Origin of the sequence: Streptomyces argenteolus, from assembly GCF_042902585.1 — a bacterium.
Classification (GTDB): Bacteria; Actinomycetota; Actinomycetes; order Streptomycetales; family Streptomycetaceae; genus Streptomyces; species Streptomyces argenteolus.
Window position 1 is genome coordinate 1,111,867 of sequence record NZ_JBIBEG010000001.1, and the last position, 12,629, is coordinate 1,124,495.

The window sequence follows — 12,629 nt, forward strand, 5'->3', positions numbered from 1 at the left end:
GGGCGGCCTGCCGTTCGGCCGGAGAGGCCCGGCCGGCTGTATCGGCCGGACAGGCTCCGCTACAGGCTGACGCCGACCGTCACCGGCTCGTTGACGAGCGTGACGCCGAAGGCCTCGTGGACCCCGGCCACGACCTCACGGGCCAGGGCGAGCAGGTCCTCGGTGGTCGCGTCGCCCCTGTTGGTGAGGGCGAGCGTGTGCTTGGTGGAGATGCGGGCGGGGCCCGTGCCGTACCCCTTGGTGAAACCGGCCTTGTCGATGAGCCATGCGGCCGAGGTCTTGACCGCGCCCTCGCCTGCGGGGAAGGCCGGGGGCGTGACGTCCGCGCCCAGCCGTTCCCTGGCACGGGCGAGGAAGGCGGCGTGCGCGGCCTCGTCGAGGATCGGGTTGGTGAAGAAGGAGCCGGCCGACCAGGTGTCGTGGTCCTCCGGGTCGAGCACCATGCCCTTGCCGGCCCGCAGGCGCAGCACCGTCTCACGGGCCGCCGCGGCCGGCACCCGGTCACCCTGCTCGACGCCCATGGCGCGGGCTGTCTCCGGATAGCGCAGGGGCGCGGACTGCCCGCCGGCGTCCTCCAGCGCGAACCGGACACGGAGCACCACGAAGCGGTCGGGTTCGGCCTTGAAACGGCTGTGGCGGTACGAGAACGCGCAGGCCTCGTTCGAGAGGGTGACCGTCTCCCGGGTGTGACGGTCGTAGGCGACCACCTCGGTGATGACGGAGGAGACCTCCTGGCCGTACGCGCCGACGTTCTGGATCGGGGTGGCCCCGGCGGACCCGGGAATCCCGGCCAGGCACTCGATGCCGGCCAGCCCCGCCTCGACCGTACGCGCCACGGCGTCGGTCCAGACCTCGCCTGCGGCCAGTTCGAGCGTCGTACCGGCCAGGTCGAAACCCTCGGTCGCGATGCGCAGGGCGGTGCCGTCGAAGCCCTTGTCGCCGATGACCAGGTTGGAGCCGCCGCCGATGACCAGGAGCGGGGTGCCGCTGTCGTCGGCCTCGCGTACGGCGGCGACCACCTCGGCGTCCGTGGTGGCCGTCAGGAGGCGGTTGGCCGGGCCGCCGAGCCGGAAGGTGGTCAGGGGGGCGAGGGGGGCGTCGTGGAGTTCCTGCACGGGGACAAGAGTACGGTCCGTGGCCCTTCCCGGTCGGCGGGGCCACGGACGGCGCGAAGGGCGCCCTCCCGGGAAGTGCCCGGGAGAACGCCCTTCGCGCCGTCCTGTACGTGCGTGGCCGCCGCCCTGTACGCGGCGCGCCCGCGCGCCTCAGGCCAGGCGCACGACGGCGCGGGACATGCCCAGCACCTTCTTGCCGTCGCTCATCGCCGTGAGGTCGACCCGCACGAGGTTGTCGTCCAGCTTGGCGGCGACCTTGCCGCCGACCTCGATCAGCGCGCCGGTGTTGTCGTTCGGCACGACGACCGGCTTGGTGAAGCGCACGCCGTACTCGACGACCGCGCCCGGGTCGCCGGCCCAGTCCGTGACCACGCGGATCGCCTCGGCCATCGTGAACATGCCGTGCGCGATCACGTCCGGCAGACCGACCTCGCGCGCGAACTTCTCGTTCCAGTGGATCGGGTTGAAGTCCCCGGAAGCACCCGCGTACTGCACCAGCGCCGCCCGGCTCACCGGGAACGACTGCGCAGGCAGCTCCGTACCGACCTCGACCGCGTCGTAAGCAATGCCCGCCGTCATCACGCCTCCTCGGCGGCCCGCGCCACCAGCTTCATCCACGTGGTCACCACGTGCTCACCGGACTCGTCGTGCACCTCACCGCGGATGTCCACGATGTCGTTGCCCGCCAGCGACTTGATCGCGTCGATGGTCACCGTGACCGCGAGCCGGTCACCCGCGCGCACCGGGCGGGTGTAGGCGAACTTCTGGTCACCGTGGACCACGCGGCTGTAGTCCAGGCCCAGCTGCGGGTCCTCCACCACCTGGCCACCGGCCTTGAAGGTGATGGCGAACACGAACGTGGGCGGAGCGATCACATCCGGATACCCGAGGGCCTTGGCGGCCTCCTGGTCCACGTACGCGGGATTGGTGTCACCCACCGCTTCCGCGAACTCCCGGATCTTCTCCCGGCCGACCTCGTACGCCGGGGTGGGCGGATAGGTCCGCCCCACGAAGGACTGGTCGAGCGCCATGGGCCCGCTACCTCCTGATCAAGAGTCGAATAGGGCGGGTAATCACCCCGGCCCCCATACAACGACACGAGGCCGCCCCCAGTGGGGACGGCCTCGTGTACGAGCCTGTTTTCAGCGCGTTTCGCGGTGCGCAGTGTGCGAGTTGCAGCGCGGGCAGTGCTTCTTCATCTCAAGACGGTCCGGGTTGTTACGCCGGTTCTTCTTGGTGATGTAGTTCCGCTCCTTGCACTCCACGCAGGCCAGCGTGATCTTCGGGCGGACGTCGGTGGCAGCCACGTGAGTGCTCCTTGGACGGACGGATGGACGGATGAACGCAAAAAAGAGTAGCCGATCGAAGGACCGACCCCACAATCGGCTACCGTTAGTAGCGGTGACCGGACTTGAACCGGTGACACAGCGATTATGAGCCGCTTGCTCTACCGACTGAGCTACACCGCTTTGATGCCGAGTTTCCCCGCCGAAGCGGGGTCACCCGATCACCAGAGCCCCAATGCGGAATCGAACCGCAGACCTTCTCCTTACCATGGAGACGCTCTACCGACTGAGCTATTGGGGCGAGCGAGGAAGACATTACACGGTCTCTCGCCGATCGCCCAAATCCGTTTCCCGGGCCCTCACGCGGCCCCTCCCCCGGCCCTCCGCCACGCCGGTGGACGACCCCCTGATCAGGCCCTTGATCAGCCCGTTCGCCGCCCGGGCCGCGCGCCTCCCGGCCCTCCCGCGACCCCCTCCCCGCGCGGGTTCCGGCGGGGCCACTTTCGTACGACTAATCCGCCCTCCTCGGATCCGTCCGGTGCCCCGCCTAGGCTCGGCCCTCTCTCACGTGATCTTGAATTCCTCACAGGAGCGGCGTTATGCCAGACAGCCCCGGCGGCCCGGACGCGCTCCTGCTCCACGGGGCCCGGCTGGCGGACGGGCGCTCCGTCGACGTGCGGATCGACGGCCCGCTGATCGAGGCCGTCGGCACGGCCGGCAGCCTCACCACCCGGGGCACCCGCCTGGACCTGCGGGGCCACCTGCTGCTGCCCGCCCCCGCCGAGCCCCACGCCCACGCCGGCACGGCGCTCACCGGAGCCGAGGGGCACCCGGCGTCCCACCGGCCCGAGGAGGTACGGCGCCGCACCATGGAGGCCGCGCTGCTCCAGCTGAGCCAGGGCGCGACCGCGCTGCGCACCCACGTGGGCGTGGGCGGGGTGCGGGGCCTCGGCTCCCTCGAAGCCGTCCTGGAGGCCCGCGGTTCCCTGCGGGGCCTCACCGAGCTGTCCACCGTCGCCGCCGTGCCCGGCCCTCTGACCGGTGCCGCGGGCGCCGAAGGTCTCGCCGCCCTCCGCGACGCGGTGGACATGGGCGCGGACGCGATCGGAGGCCGCCCCGATCCGGACCCCGACCCCGCCGGCTGCGCCGAAGCCGTCCTGGAGCTCGCCGCGGCCCGAGGCCTGCCCGTCGATCTCCACACGGACGGTGACGACCCCGCCCTCCTCGTGCGGCTCGCCACCATGGCCCGGGACGCCGGCGCCGCCGTCCGTCTCGGCCCCTGCGCGGGCCTCTCACGGCTTCCGGAGGACGAGGCGGCCCGCATCGCCGACCGGCTCGCCGCGGCCTCGGTGACCCTGGTCTGCCTTCCTCAGGGCCGCTGTCGTGGTGCCCGGCTCCGGGGCACCCCGCCGGTGCGTCTGCTGCGCGCCTCCGGGGTGCGGGTGGCGGCGGGCAGTGGGGCCCTGCGGGACGAGGCCAACCCGGTCGGCCGCGGCGACCCGCTGGAGGCCGCCTATCTGCTCGCCTCGCAGCAGGGCCTCTCCCCGCAGGAGGCCTACGAGGCCGTCTCCGCCACCGCCAGGGCCGCCCTGGACCTGCCCGAGGTGCGCATCGAGGCCGGCTTCCCCGCCGAGCTGCTCGCGGTGCGGGGTGAGCGGCTGGCCGGGGCGCTCTCGCTCGCCTACAGCAGGATCGTGCTGCACCGGGGCAGGGTCGTCGCGCGGACCAGCGCCGTGCGCGAGTACTGCGACTCGGGCACCGACGCCCTGGAGCTCCCCCGCCAGGGCCGAGCCGACTGCGGTCCCGGCGGCGGGCCTTGAGCACGAGCGCGCCGTCCGGCGTACGGTCGGAAGCATGCGCATTGTCATTGCAGGTGGACATGGTCAGATCGCGCTGCGGCTGGAGCGGTTGCTCGCCGCACGCGGTGACGAAGCGGTGGGCGTCATCCGCAACCCGCAGCAGGTCGACGACCTCCGGGCCGCCGGCGCCGAACCCGCCGTCCTCGACCTCGAATCGGCGTCCGTCGACGAGGTCGCGGAGCTGCTGCGAGGGGCGGACGCGGCGGTCTTCGCGGCGGGCGCGGGCCCGAACAGCGGTTCGGCGCGCAAGGACACGGTGGACCGCGGGGCGGCCGTCCTCTTCGCGGACGCGGCGGAGCGGGCCGGAGTGCGGCGCTACGTCGTGGTGTCCTCGATGGGCGCCGACCCCGACCACCGGGGCGACGAGGTCTTCGACGTCTACCAGCGGGCCAAGGGCGAGGCGGACGCGGACGTACGTTCCCGGAGCGGCCTGGACTGGACGATCCTGCGCCCCGGCATGCTCACGAACGACGCCGGTACCGGCCAGGTCCTGCTGGCCGCGTCGACGGGCCGCGGCCCGGTCCCCCGGGACGACGTGGCGGCGACCCTCGTGGAGCTGCTGGACACCCCGGCGACGGCGGGTCTCACCCTGGAGCTGATCAGCGGGAGCAAGCCGGTGGCGGTGGCGGTGAAGGACATCGCGGGGAACTGAGGCCGGGCGCCGCCCGTTGTCCGCTGTCGACGTCCCGAGACGTGGGGACGGGGCGGGCGCGGACGGCGGTGCCGGGCTCGGCGCGGGCGGCGGTGCCGTCCCCTCATGCGCTGCGGCGCTGCGATTTCCTGGCCTGAAGGTGATCGGGGCGCCGGCCCGACGACCGACCGCCGGCTTGGAGACCCCCTATGCAGCTCACGTACTCGGCTCAGTCGCAGGAAGCGCCCACAGGCGGCATAGCCGGCTGGGCGACCGGTCTCGTGGAGACCTTGGGCGGCCCCGGCGCCGGCCTGGCCATCGCGCTGGAGAACCTCTTCCCGCCCCTGCCGAGCGAAGTGATCCTGCCGCTGACCGGGTTCGCCGCCGGGCAGGGCGTGCTCAGCCTGCCCTCGGCGCTCTTCTGGACCACGCTGGGCTCGGTCGTGGGCGCCCTGGCCCTCTACTGGATCGGGGTGATGTTCGGCCGCGACCGGATGCACGCCCTCTGGGGGAAGCTGCCGCTGGTGAAGGCCTCCGATCTCGTGCGTACGGAGGAGTGGTTCGCCAAGCACGGCACCAAGGCGGTCTTCTTCGGCCGCATGGTGCCGGTCTTCCGCAGCCTCATCTCCGTCCCCGCCGGGGTGGAACGCATGCCCCTGCACGTCTTCGTCACGCTGACCACGCTCGGCAGCCTGATCTGGAACTCGGTGCTGGTGATGGCCGGTTACTGGCTCGGCGACCGGTGGGAGACGGTGGGGACCTACGTCGGGCTCGCCTCCAAAGCCGTGCTCGCGCTCGCGGCCGTCGCCCTCGTGACGTACGTGGTCCTGCGCGTGCGCGGCGGCAAGCGGGCACGGCACCGCCGCAGTTGACGGCCCGTTCCCCGGGCGCCCTGGGGCGGCGTACTCCCTGGCCGCGCGACGGGGTGGCCCGACGCGGCTCCGGCCACCTCAAGCACTCGCGGTGCGAGGCGTTCCGGTCTCCCGGGGCATCCGCGGGATAGCGTCGGCGGCATGGACGGTGGCCTTGCACGCCGAGGTTGGCTCCCCTGCTACGTCAGCGGGGCGGTGTTCGCGGTGTGCATGGCCGGGACCACCCTTCCGACCCCGCTCTACAGCCTCTACCAGGACGAACTCGGCTTCTCCGAGCTGACGGTGACCGTCGTGTACGCCGTCTACGCCTTCGGGGTCATCGGGGTGCTGCTCCTGGCGGGCAACGCGTCCGACGCCGTGGGCAGACGGCCCGTGCTTCTCGTGGGCCTGGGGTGCGCGGCGGCGAGCGCGGTCTGCTTCCTCGGTGCCACCGCACTGGGCTGGCTCTTCGCGGGACGGCTGCTCTCGGGCCTGTCCGCCGGGCTGTTCACCGGGGCGGCCACCGCGTACGTGATGGAACTGGCCCCGGGAAAGGGCTCGCCCAGGGCCTCGCTCGTGGCGACGGCGGCCAACATGGGCGGGCTCGGTTGCGGGCCGCTGCTCGCCGGGCTCCTCGCGCAGTACGCCCCCTGGCCACTGCGTCTGCCGTTCGTCGGGCACCTCGTGCTGCTGGCCGCTTCGGCGGCCCTCCTCCTCGGGTTGCCGGAGACCGTGTCCAGGAGGCGGCCCCTGAGCACCGTGCGGCCCCAGCGGCCGGGGCTGCCGCCCAAGGTCCGGGCGGTGTTCGGGCCGGCGGCCCTCGCCTCCTTCGTGGGGTTCGCCCTGTTCGGGGTGTTCACGTCGGTCAGCCCGGCCTTCCTGGCCCAGTTCCTGGACGTGGACAACCACGCCGTGAGCGGGCTGATCGTCGCGCTGGCCTTCTTCGCCTCGATCGCCGGGCAGGCGGCCGTCGGCCGGATGGGCGAGGCGCGCTCACTGCCCCTGGGGTGCGCAGGTCTCCTCGGCGGGCTGACGCTGCTCGCCTGCGCGCTGTGGTGGCACCTGCTGCCCCTGGTGGTGCTGAGCGCGCTCCTGGGAGGCGCGGGCCAGGGCCTGGCGTTCCGGGCCGCCTTGGCCCAGGTCGCCGCGGCGTCACCGGCGGACCACCGGGCCGCGGTCATCTCCTCGCTGTTCGTGGTGGCCTACACGGGCATCTCGCTGCCGGTGATCGGCGTGGGCATCCTGTCGGGCCACATCGGCCTCCAGGACGCCGGGCTGGTCTTCATCGCCTGCATGGCGGTCCTGGTCGCGTGCGCGGGTGTCTACCTGCTGCGGCGTCCGGGCGGGGTGCGCGTGTGACCGGTCCGCGCCGGCGCCGGGCGGTCCTCGCGAAGGGCCCTGAGGCCTCGCGCTCCTGGGGATGCCGTTCCGTTCGTCGTCGTCGCGTTCCCGGTGTCGAGACGAGACCTGTGGTGCGGACCGGTACGGACCGTGAGCCCGAACGGCGCTTCACGGCCTCTGCCGGTCCGGTAGCCCGTCGCGCTGCGTCTTCTCGCTCTTGCCCTTGGCCTGGTCGGGGTCCTGACGCCTTCGCTCGGGGCCGTCCGGCGGCACGTTTTCCCTGTTTCCCTGGTCGTACGGTTCGACGGCTGACCGCACGCACCTACGCGAAAACCCCGCCCGACCTGTGGTTTAAGCAGGTCGGACGGGGTTTCCCGTCCTGTGGCGGCGCCAGGGTTCGAATCTGGGGAGGCTGAGCCGGCAGATTTGCAGGTGGCTCCGTTGACCATCCGCGACCTGCGGAGTTCCGCTCGCGGTCCTCTGCCGGGGGCACTCGGTGGACACCTCCGTCTACTCGCTGGCCGCCTCACGAGTCCCCTTCGGTGGATGCAGGAGATGGCGATGGCGGTCTCCTCGTCGGTGCTCCACGGCTAGGTGCAGTTCTAGGCCCCACCTCTATCGGGCAAGTTCTACAAACCGATCCAGTTCAGTGGAGGAGCTGCTCACCCGCAGGCTTCAAACACCTGGCCCTCGAGTACCAACCCGCCGCAATCCCCGGCTCCGACACTCCGAACCAGAGTCTGCTCTCGATGGCGCGACTCCCGGGCAGGACTCAGGCTCATGGGTTGCCTGCGAGTTCTTCTGACTCTGTCCCCGTAGAGGCGTAGGCATGGGATGCTCGTGCCCGATATAGCTAGCATCCAGACAAGGGTAAATTTTGCGCACCGAAATCAGAAGAAGCCGGGTTCCTTTTTCGGCCCCGAGACCGAATAGACTCGCCACAGCCATGACCGCACTCCAAGCTAATTTCCCTAACATGACGATGAGCTTTGTCGGCCATTCGCGCTCTGGGTCCGTTCGGGTTACCGCATCCACTGTGGCGGACCTGACAACCCAGGCACCCGACCTAAAGGAACTTCATTACCTTCAAGTAAAGCTTGAAACGCAGACCAGCGCACAACCGGATATAGTCACAGTGGAATTCGGAACCCCTCATGGCATCGGCCGACTACAATCTTTCGAGGGATGGTTCCGCCGAATCAAAAATTGGGACGTTCATGTGACGGCCCAGAGTGCCAACGCTCAAGATGCAGACAGGATCCTCACCTCGACGCTGTCCGTCCTGCGAGGGCACAAGATTTCCGCAACGCGCGTTCTAGCGATTTCGATCATGCCAGCCCTTTCTGAGATACTTGGGCTTGCCACACTTGTGGGACTCGCATTCTTCGGCTTCGACGAGGGCGGCAAAATTACCGGCTTGGCGTTACTTTCTCTATTTTATTGGCGACTCGCATTCTTCGTGAAGCCGCCCCGCGCGTACATCTTTCTACAAGCACCCCGCTCTTGGCGATCGAGCGGCCTGTTGAGATGGAGCCCATCGCCACGCGCGCAGGCTCTATGGACGGTGGTCGGTGGGCTCGCCGGACTCATTGCACTTGTCGTCGCGATTCTCGCGTGGCTCGCCCCGAAGAGCTAGCCAAGGCCTCTCACCGGTTCGATCCCTAGCCGCTATTCAGCCAGGGTGCGATGGCGGCCGTCGAATGACAACCAGAACCGTCAACCATCCTTGGTCGAGGGTGGCGGGATTATCTCTAAACCCGTGAACCCGTCGGGGCCGGTCCTACGATGAGCGAGCCAGCCGGAAGACGCGTGGTCCGCCGTCTACTGCCACCCCCTCAAGACGGTGCGGACGTGGTCGAATCCGTGACGCAGGTAATAGCGATGAAGGGCTACGTTCGCCGTCCAGACATCCAGGCGGAGCCAAAAAGCGCGCGCCTTGCCTGCCCGCCCTCCGGCCCAATCGAGCAGTCGACCGCCGATGTCACGGTCAGCGCCCGGCACAAGCGGGCCTGCCTGAGTGATGTGCCGGGGCTCGCCGTGGAGGAGCGCTACTTCACCACCCCCGTGAACCCGCTCACCCCAGTGAAGTGGGTCGCTCCGAAGTCCGGGGAGGAACTTGATCCGAAGAGTGTGGCCAACCCACGTCAGGTGCGAGCGCTTCTCAAGGGTGTCCGGGAGCAGGGGACGCTAGGCGCGCACCCTGAGGCGTTCTTTGAGGGCCTCTACTACGCAGCCATGCGCCCGGCTGAGGCAACGGCGCTCCGTCGGGCGCAGTGCCACCTTCCCGAGACGGGGTGGGGCGTTCTCACGCCGAGGCACGGTTCCGTCCGCGCCGGTAAGGGCTGAGGAACGATGGGCGGGCGCACGAGGATCGCCACCTAAAGGCACGGGCGGTCCGGGACTCCCGCCCCGTACCCATCCCCCACACCTTGTGCGGCTGCTCAGGGAGCGCATCACCTCACAGGGGACCGCGCCTGACGGACGGCTGTTCCGTACGAGCAGGGGTGGGCCCTTCAGGAAATGGGATACGGCGAAGTTTGGGCCAAGGCCCGGCACGACGTCCTCAGCGAAGATGAGGCATCCTCCCCCACTTGTCCGCCGTCCCTTTGACCTGCGTCACGCTGAGGTTTCCATGGAGTGCGCGCGGCGGGCCGACCACACCATCGCCGTCCTCTTCCGGGTCTACGTGAAGGTGCTCGCACAGACACAGCAGGGGGCCAACGACCGGATCGACCCGGCGCTGCGGGAGTGGAACGAGCCGGAGCGAGTGCGTCCCCCGGGGGACGGCTGGGGGGCGCACCCTGGTCAGGGGCGGATTCGGGTGAGACCACATGGGATGCGGGGGTCGATCGGCGCACTTCACAGCGACACTTACACACACGAAAAAACCCCGCCCGACCTGGTGTTTAAGCAGGTCGGACGGGGTTTCACTTCCAGTGGCGGCGCCAGGGTTCGAACCTGGGTAGGCTGAGCCGGCAGATTTACAGTCTGCTCCCTTTGGCCACTCGGGCACACCGCCTGGAACGACGCCTCGGGTCCCGGTGAGGGCTCCTTGGCGACGACGTAAACGATACCTGATGCCCAGGGGTGCTCCGCCACCTGGTTGATCAGCGCCGGGGGCGGGTGTGGGTGGCTAGGCTTTGTGCCGTACCCCAACGCATACGACGCAAGGAGCCACACGTCATGGCCGACTCCAGTTTCGACATCGTCTCGAAGGTCGAGCGGCAGGAGGTCGACAACGCCCTCAACCAGGCCGCCAAGGAGATCTCCCAGCGCTACGACTTCAAGGGAACGGGCGCGTCGATCTCCTGGTCCGGCGAGAAGATCCTGATGGAGGCGAACGGCGAGGAGCGGGTCAAGGCGATCCTCGACATCTTCCAGTCCAAGCTGATCAAGCGCGGGATCTCCCTGAAGTCGCTGGACGCGGGCGAGCCGCAGCTCTCCGGCAAGGAGTACAAGATCTTCGCCACCATCGAGGAGGGCATCTCCCAGGAGAACGCCAAGAAGGTGGCGAAGATCATTCGCGACGAGGGTCCGAAGGGCGTCAAGGCGCAGGTCCAGGGCGACGAGCTGCGCGTCAGCTCCAAGAGCCGGGACGACCTCCAGGCGGTGCAGGCGCTGATCAAGGGCAAGGACCTCGACTTCGCGGTGCAGTTCGCCAACTACCGGTAGGCGGTTCGCTGCCGTGTGCAGCGGGTCGCGGGCGGGGCGGTGTGTGCCGGTCGGCACGGGCCGCCCCGTTGCCGTGTGCGCGGAGCTGGGCCGTGGGGATCAGCGGCGGTCGCGGGAGTGGCCGAAGAGCAGGCGGTAGGCGATGAGCAGGACCAGCGATCCGGCGACGGCGGCGACCCAGGTGGCCGTGTCGTAGAAATCCGTGCTGATGGGGCGGTCGAGGAAGCGTGACGACAGCCAGCCGCCGAGGAAGGCGCCCACGATCCCGATGAGGGTGGTGCCGACGATGCCACCGGGGTCGCGCCCCGGCAGCAGGAGTTTGGCTATCGCGCCGGCCAGCAGGCCGAGAATGATCCAGCTGATGATGCTCATGTCGGCGAACCTACCCGTCAGTTGTCCCTACAGGCCAGGACGCCGGGCGGGCGGGAGCGGTTGCGCGACGGGCCCCAGGGCTAGCGGGTGGCGAACGGCTGGTCGGTGCGGACGATCTCCTTGCCGAAGGGCATCAGCGAGACCGGGATGAGCTTGAAGTTGGCGATGCCCAGGGGGATGCCGATGATCGTGACGCACAGGGCGATGCCGGTGAAGATGTGGCCGAGCGCGAGCCACCAGCCGGCCAGGACCACCCACAGGACGTTCCCGACGAGGGAGCCGCCCCCGGCGTCGTGACGGTCCACGACCGTGTATCCGAAGGGCCAGAGGGCGTAGACGCCTATGCGGAACGCGGCCACGCCGAAGGGGATGCCGATGATCGTGATGCAGAGCAGGAGCCCTGCGGCCATGTAGCCGAGGAACATCCAGAGTCCGCACAGGACCAGCCATATGACGTTCAGGATTGTCTTCACGGTCGATACCCTGCCATCTGCTCGAGCCTGGCGATTCGTTCAGCCATGGGCGGGTGGGTGGAGAACATCTTGGACATGCCCTGACCGGGCCGGAACGGATTCGCGATCATCATGTGACTCGCGGTCTCCAGCCGAGGCTCGGGCGGGAGGGGAAGCTGTTTGGTGCCGGCGTCGAGCTTGCGCAGGGCGCCTGCGAGGGCGAGCGGGTCGCCGGTGAGCTGCGCTCCTGAGGCGTCGGCCTCGTACTCGCGGGAGCGGCTGACGGCGAGCTGGATCACCGAGGCGGCGAGCGGCCCGAGGATCATGACCAGGAGCATCCCGAGGAGGCCGGGACCGTCGTCGTCGTCGGAGCGTCCTACGGGGATGAGCCAGGCGAAGTTGACCAGGAACATCACGACGGAGGCCAGGGCGCCCGCGACGGACGAGATGAGGATGTCGCGGTTGTAGACGTGACTGAGCTCGTGCCCGAGGACTCCGCGCAGCTCGCGCTCGTCCAGGATCTGGAGGATGCCCTCGGTGCAGCACACGGCGGCGTTGCGTGGGTTGCGGCCGGTGGCGAAGGCGTTCGGGGCCTGCGTCGGGGAGATGTAGAGCCGGGGCATGGGCTGGCGGGCCGCGGTCGAGAGCTCGCGCACGATGCGGTAGAGCTGCGGGGCCTCGAATTCGCTGACGGGACGGGCCCTCATGGCACGCAGAGCGAGCTTGTCGCTGTTCCAGTACGCGTAGGCGTTGGTGGCGAGCGCGACGAGAAGGGCCACGATCAGGCCGGTACGCCCGAAGAAGCTGCCGATGACGATGATGAGGGCCGAGAGGCCCCCGAGGAGTACAGCGGTTTTCAGCCCGTTGTGCCGGCGGTGCACGGTACGCCCTCCAAGTGGTGCAGCAGGGGAACCCTTGCTCTGTGGTGCTCCACTTCCAGTGGAGCCTCCCGTTCTGGTCAACGCGAGGCGAGGGGAGCTAGTTCCCTTGTGCGAGGAGGCCGGGGGCACGGACAGCAGGGGCGGATCCTGTCGGATCCGCCCCTGGGCC

At 69.6% G+C, this 12,629-nt stretch carries 14 protein-coding genes and 3 tRNA genes; 7 read left to right on the top strand and 10 right to left on the bottom strand.

Annotation, left to right across the window (positions count from 1 at the left end):
* Positions 1-59 precede the first annotated feature (59 nt).
* The 6 genes from ACFY8O_RS04985 to ACFY8O_RS05010 form a co-directional block, all read right to left on the bottom strand.
* Positions 60-1,115, bottom strand: coding sequence for a UDP-N-acetylmuramate dehydrogenase (locus ACFY8O_RS04985; protein WP_387898874.1), 1,056 nt, complete (start codon positions 1,113-1,115; stop codon positions 60-62).
* A 150-nt stretch (positions 1,116-1,265) separates the two neighbouring features.
* The gene (locus tag ACFY8O_RS04990; RefSeq protein ID WP_387898877.1) at positions 1,266-1,694 is read right to left on the bottom strand and encodes a MaoC family dehydratase; all 429 of its coding nucleotides are present in this window, start codon (positions 1,692-1,694) and stop codon (positions 1,266-1,268) included.
* The gene (locus ACFY8O_RS04995; RefSeq protein ID WP_387898880.1) at positions 1,694-2,146 is read right to left on the bottom strand and encodes an FAS1-like dehydratase domain-containing protein; all 453 of its coding nucleotides are present in this window, start codon (positions 2,144-2,146) and stop codon (positions 1,694-1,696) included. Before ACFY8O_RS04995 ends, ACFY8O_RS04990 begins: the two co-directional genes overlap by 1 nt.
* A 111-nt stretch (positions 2,147-2,257) precedes the next feature.
* Positions 2,258-2,422 (bottom strand): 50S ribosomal protein L33, encoded by a 165-nt coding sequence (gene rpmG, locus ACFY8O_RS05000; protein ID WP_003956487.1) that lies wholly within the window; start codon positions 2,420-2,422, stop codon positions 2,258-2,260.
* An 89-nt stretch (positions 2,423-2,511) separates the two neighbouring features.
* Positions 2,512-2,584: transfer RNA gene (locus ACFY8O_RS05005), tRNA-Met, on the bottom strand.
* 45 nt (positions 2,585-2,629) lie between these two features.
* Positions 2,630-2,702, bottom strand: a tRNA-Thr gene (locus tag ACFY8O_RS05010).
* Positions 2,703-3,000: 298 nt separating this feature from the next.
* Between ACFY8O_RS05010 and ACFY8O_RS05015 the strand changes: the two genes are divergently transcribed.
* The 6 genes from ACFY8O_RS05015 to ACFY8O_RS05040 all read left to right on the top strand — a co-directional run bounded on the left by ACFY8O_RS05015 (position 3,001) and on the right by ACFY8O_RS05040 (position 9,429).
* Entirely contained in the window at positions 3,001-4,221 is a 1,221-nt protein-coding gene (locus ACFY8O_RS05015) for an amidohydrolase family protein (protein ID WP_387898883.1), read from the top strand.
* Between the two features lie 34 nt (positions 4,222-4,255).
* Positions 4,256-4,912, top strand: coding sequence for an SDR family oxidoreductase (locus ACFY8O_RS05020; RefSeq protein WP_145804095.1), 657 nt, complete (start codon positions 4,256-4,258; stop codon positions 4,910-4,912).
* A 188-nt stretch (positions 4,913-5,100) separates the two neighbouring features.
* A complete protein-coding gene (locus ACFY8O_RS05025; protein WP_145804099.1) occupies positions 5,101-5,763 on the top strand; it encodes a DedA family protein in 663 nt (220 codons plus the stop codon).
* A gap of 141 nt (positions 5,764-5,904) precedes the next feature.
* Positions 5,905-7,101, top strand: coding sequence for an MFS transporter (locus ACFY8O_RS05030; RefSeq protein WP_387898886.1), 1,197 nt, complete (start codon positions 5,905-5,907; stop codon positions 7,099-7,101).
* A gap of 928 nt (positions 7,102-8,029) precedes the next feature.
* Positions 8,030-8,719, top strand: a complete 690-nt coding sequence (locus ACFY8O_RS05035; protein ID WP_145804103.1) for a hypothetical protein — start codon at positions 8,030-8,032, stop codon at positions 8,717-8,719.
* Between the two features lie 215 nt (positions 8,720-8,934).
* Entirely contained in the window at positions 8,935-9,429 is a 495-nt protein-coding gene (locus tag ACFY8O_RS05040; protein WP_387898889.1) for a hypothetical protein, read from the top strand.
* Positions 9,430-10,020: 591 nt separating this feature from the next.
* On the opposite strand, the gene ACFY8O_RS05045 is transcribed toward ACFY8O_RS05040, so the two are convergent.
* Positions 10,021-10,102, bottom strand: a tRNA-Tyr gene (locus ACFY8O_RS05045).
* A gap of 164 nt (positions 10,103-10,266) precedes the next feature.
* Here ACFY8O_RS05045 and ACFY8O_RS05050 point away from each other — a divergent pair.
* The gene (locus ACFY8O_RS05050; protein ID WP_073744205.1) at positions 10,267-10,755 is read left to right on the top strand and encodes a YajQ family cyclic di-GMP-binding protein; all 489 of its coding nucleotides are present in this window, start codon (positions 10,267-10,269) and stop codon (positions 10,753-10,755) included.
* 99 nt (positions 10,756-10,854) lie between these two features.
* Here the strand turns inward: ACFY8O_RS05050 and ACFY8O_RS05055 are convergent, their stop codons facing one another.
* From ACFY8O_RS05055 to htpX, 3 genes are all read right to left on the bottom strand, one after another.
* Positions 10,855-11,127 carry a GlsB/YeaQ/YmgE family stress response membrane protein gene (locus ACFY8O_RS05055; RefSeq protein ID WP_145804105.1) on the bottom strand — a complete coding sequence of 91 codons (273 nt, stop codon included), beginning with the start codon at positions 11,125-11,127 and terminating at the stop codon, positions 10,855-10,857.
* A gap of 80 nt (positions 11,128-11,207) precedes the next feature.
* The gene (locus tag ACFY8O_RS05060) at positions 11,208-11,600 is read right to left on the bottom strand and encodes a YccF domain-containing protein (protein ID WP_387898894.1); all 393 of its coding nucleotides are present in this window, start codon (positions 11,598-11,600) and stop codon (positions 11,208-11,210) included.
* Complete coding sequence (gene htpX / locus ACFY8O_RS05065) at positions 11,597-12,460, bottom strand: zinc metalloprotease HtpX (protein WP_145804109.1); 864 nt, start codon at positions 12,458-12,460, stop codon at positions 11,597-11,599. Before htpX ends, ACFY8O_RS05060 begins: the two co-directional genes overlap by 4 nt.
* Positions 12,461-12,629 lie beyond the last annotated feature (169 nt).

Bases quoted from the DNA above. Each gene is read 5' to 3' on its own strand.
- ACFY8O_RS04995 (WP_387898880.1), bottom strand. From the start codon at position 2,146: ATGGCGCTCGACCAGTCCTTCGTGGGGCGGACCTATCCGCCCACCCCG.
- ACFY8O_RS05055 (WP_145804105.1), bottom strand. From the start codon at position 11,127: ATGAGCATCATCAGCTGGATCATTCTCGGCCTGCTGGCCGGCGCGATA.
- ACFY8O_RS05035 (WP_145804103.1), top strand. From the start codon at position 8,030: ATGACCGCACTCCAAGCTAATTTCCCTAACATGACGATGAGCTTTGTC.
- ACFY8O_RS05015 (WP_387898883.1), top strand. From the start codon at position 3,001: ATGCCAGACAGCCCCGGCGGCCCGGACGCGCTCCTGCTCCACGGGGCC.
- ACFY8O_RS05050 (WP_073744205.1), top strand. From the start codon at position 10,267: ATGGCCGACTCCAGTTTCGACATCGTCTCGAAGGTCGAGCGGCAGGAG.
- ACFY8O_RS05030 (WP_387898886.1), top strand. From the start codon at position 5,905: ATGGACGGTGGCCTTGCACGCCGAGGTTGGCTCCCCTGCTACGTCAGC.
- ACFY8O_RS04990 (WP_387898877.1), bottom strand. From the start codon at position 1,694: ATGACGGCGGGCATTGCTTACGACGCGGTCGAGGTCGGTACGGAGCTG.
- ACFY8O_RS05020 (WP_145804095.1), top strand. From the start codon at position 4,256: ATGCGCATTGTCATTGCAGGTGGACATGGTCAGATCGCGCTGCGGCTG.
- ACFY8O_RS05025 (WP_145804099.1), top strand. From the start codon at position 5,101: ATGCAGCTCACGTACTCGGCTCAGTCGCAGGAAGCGCCCACAGGCGGC.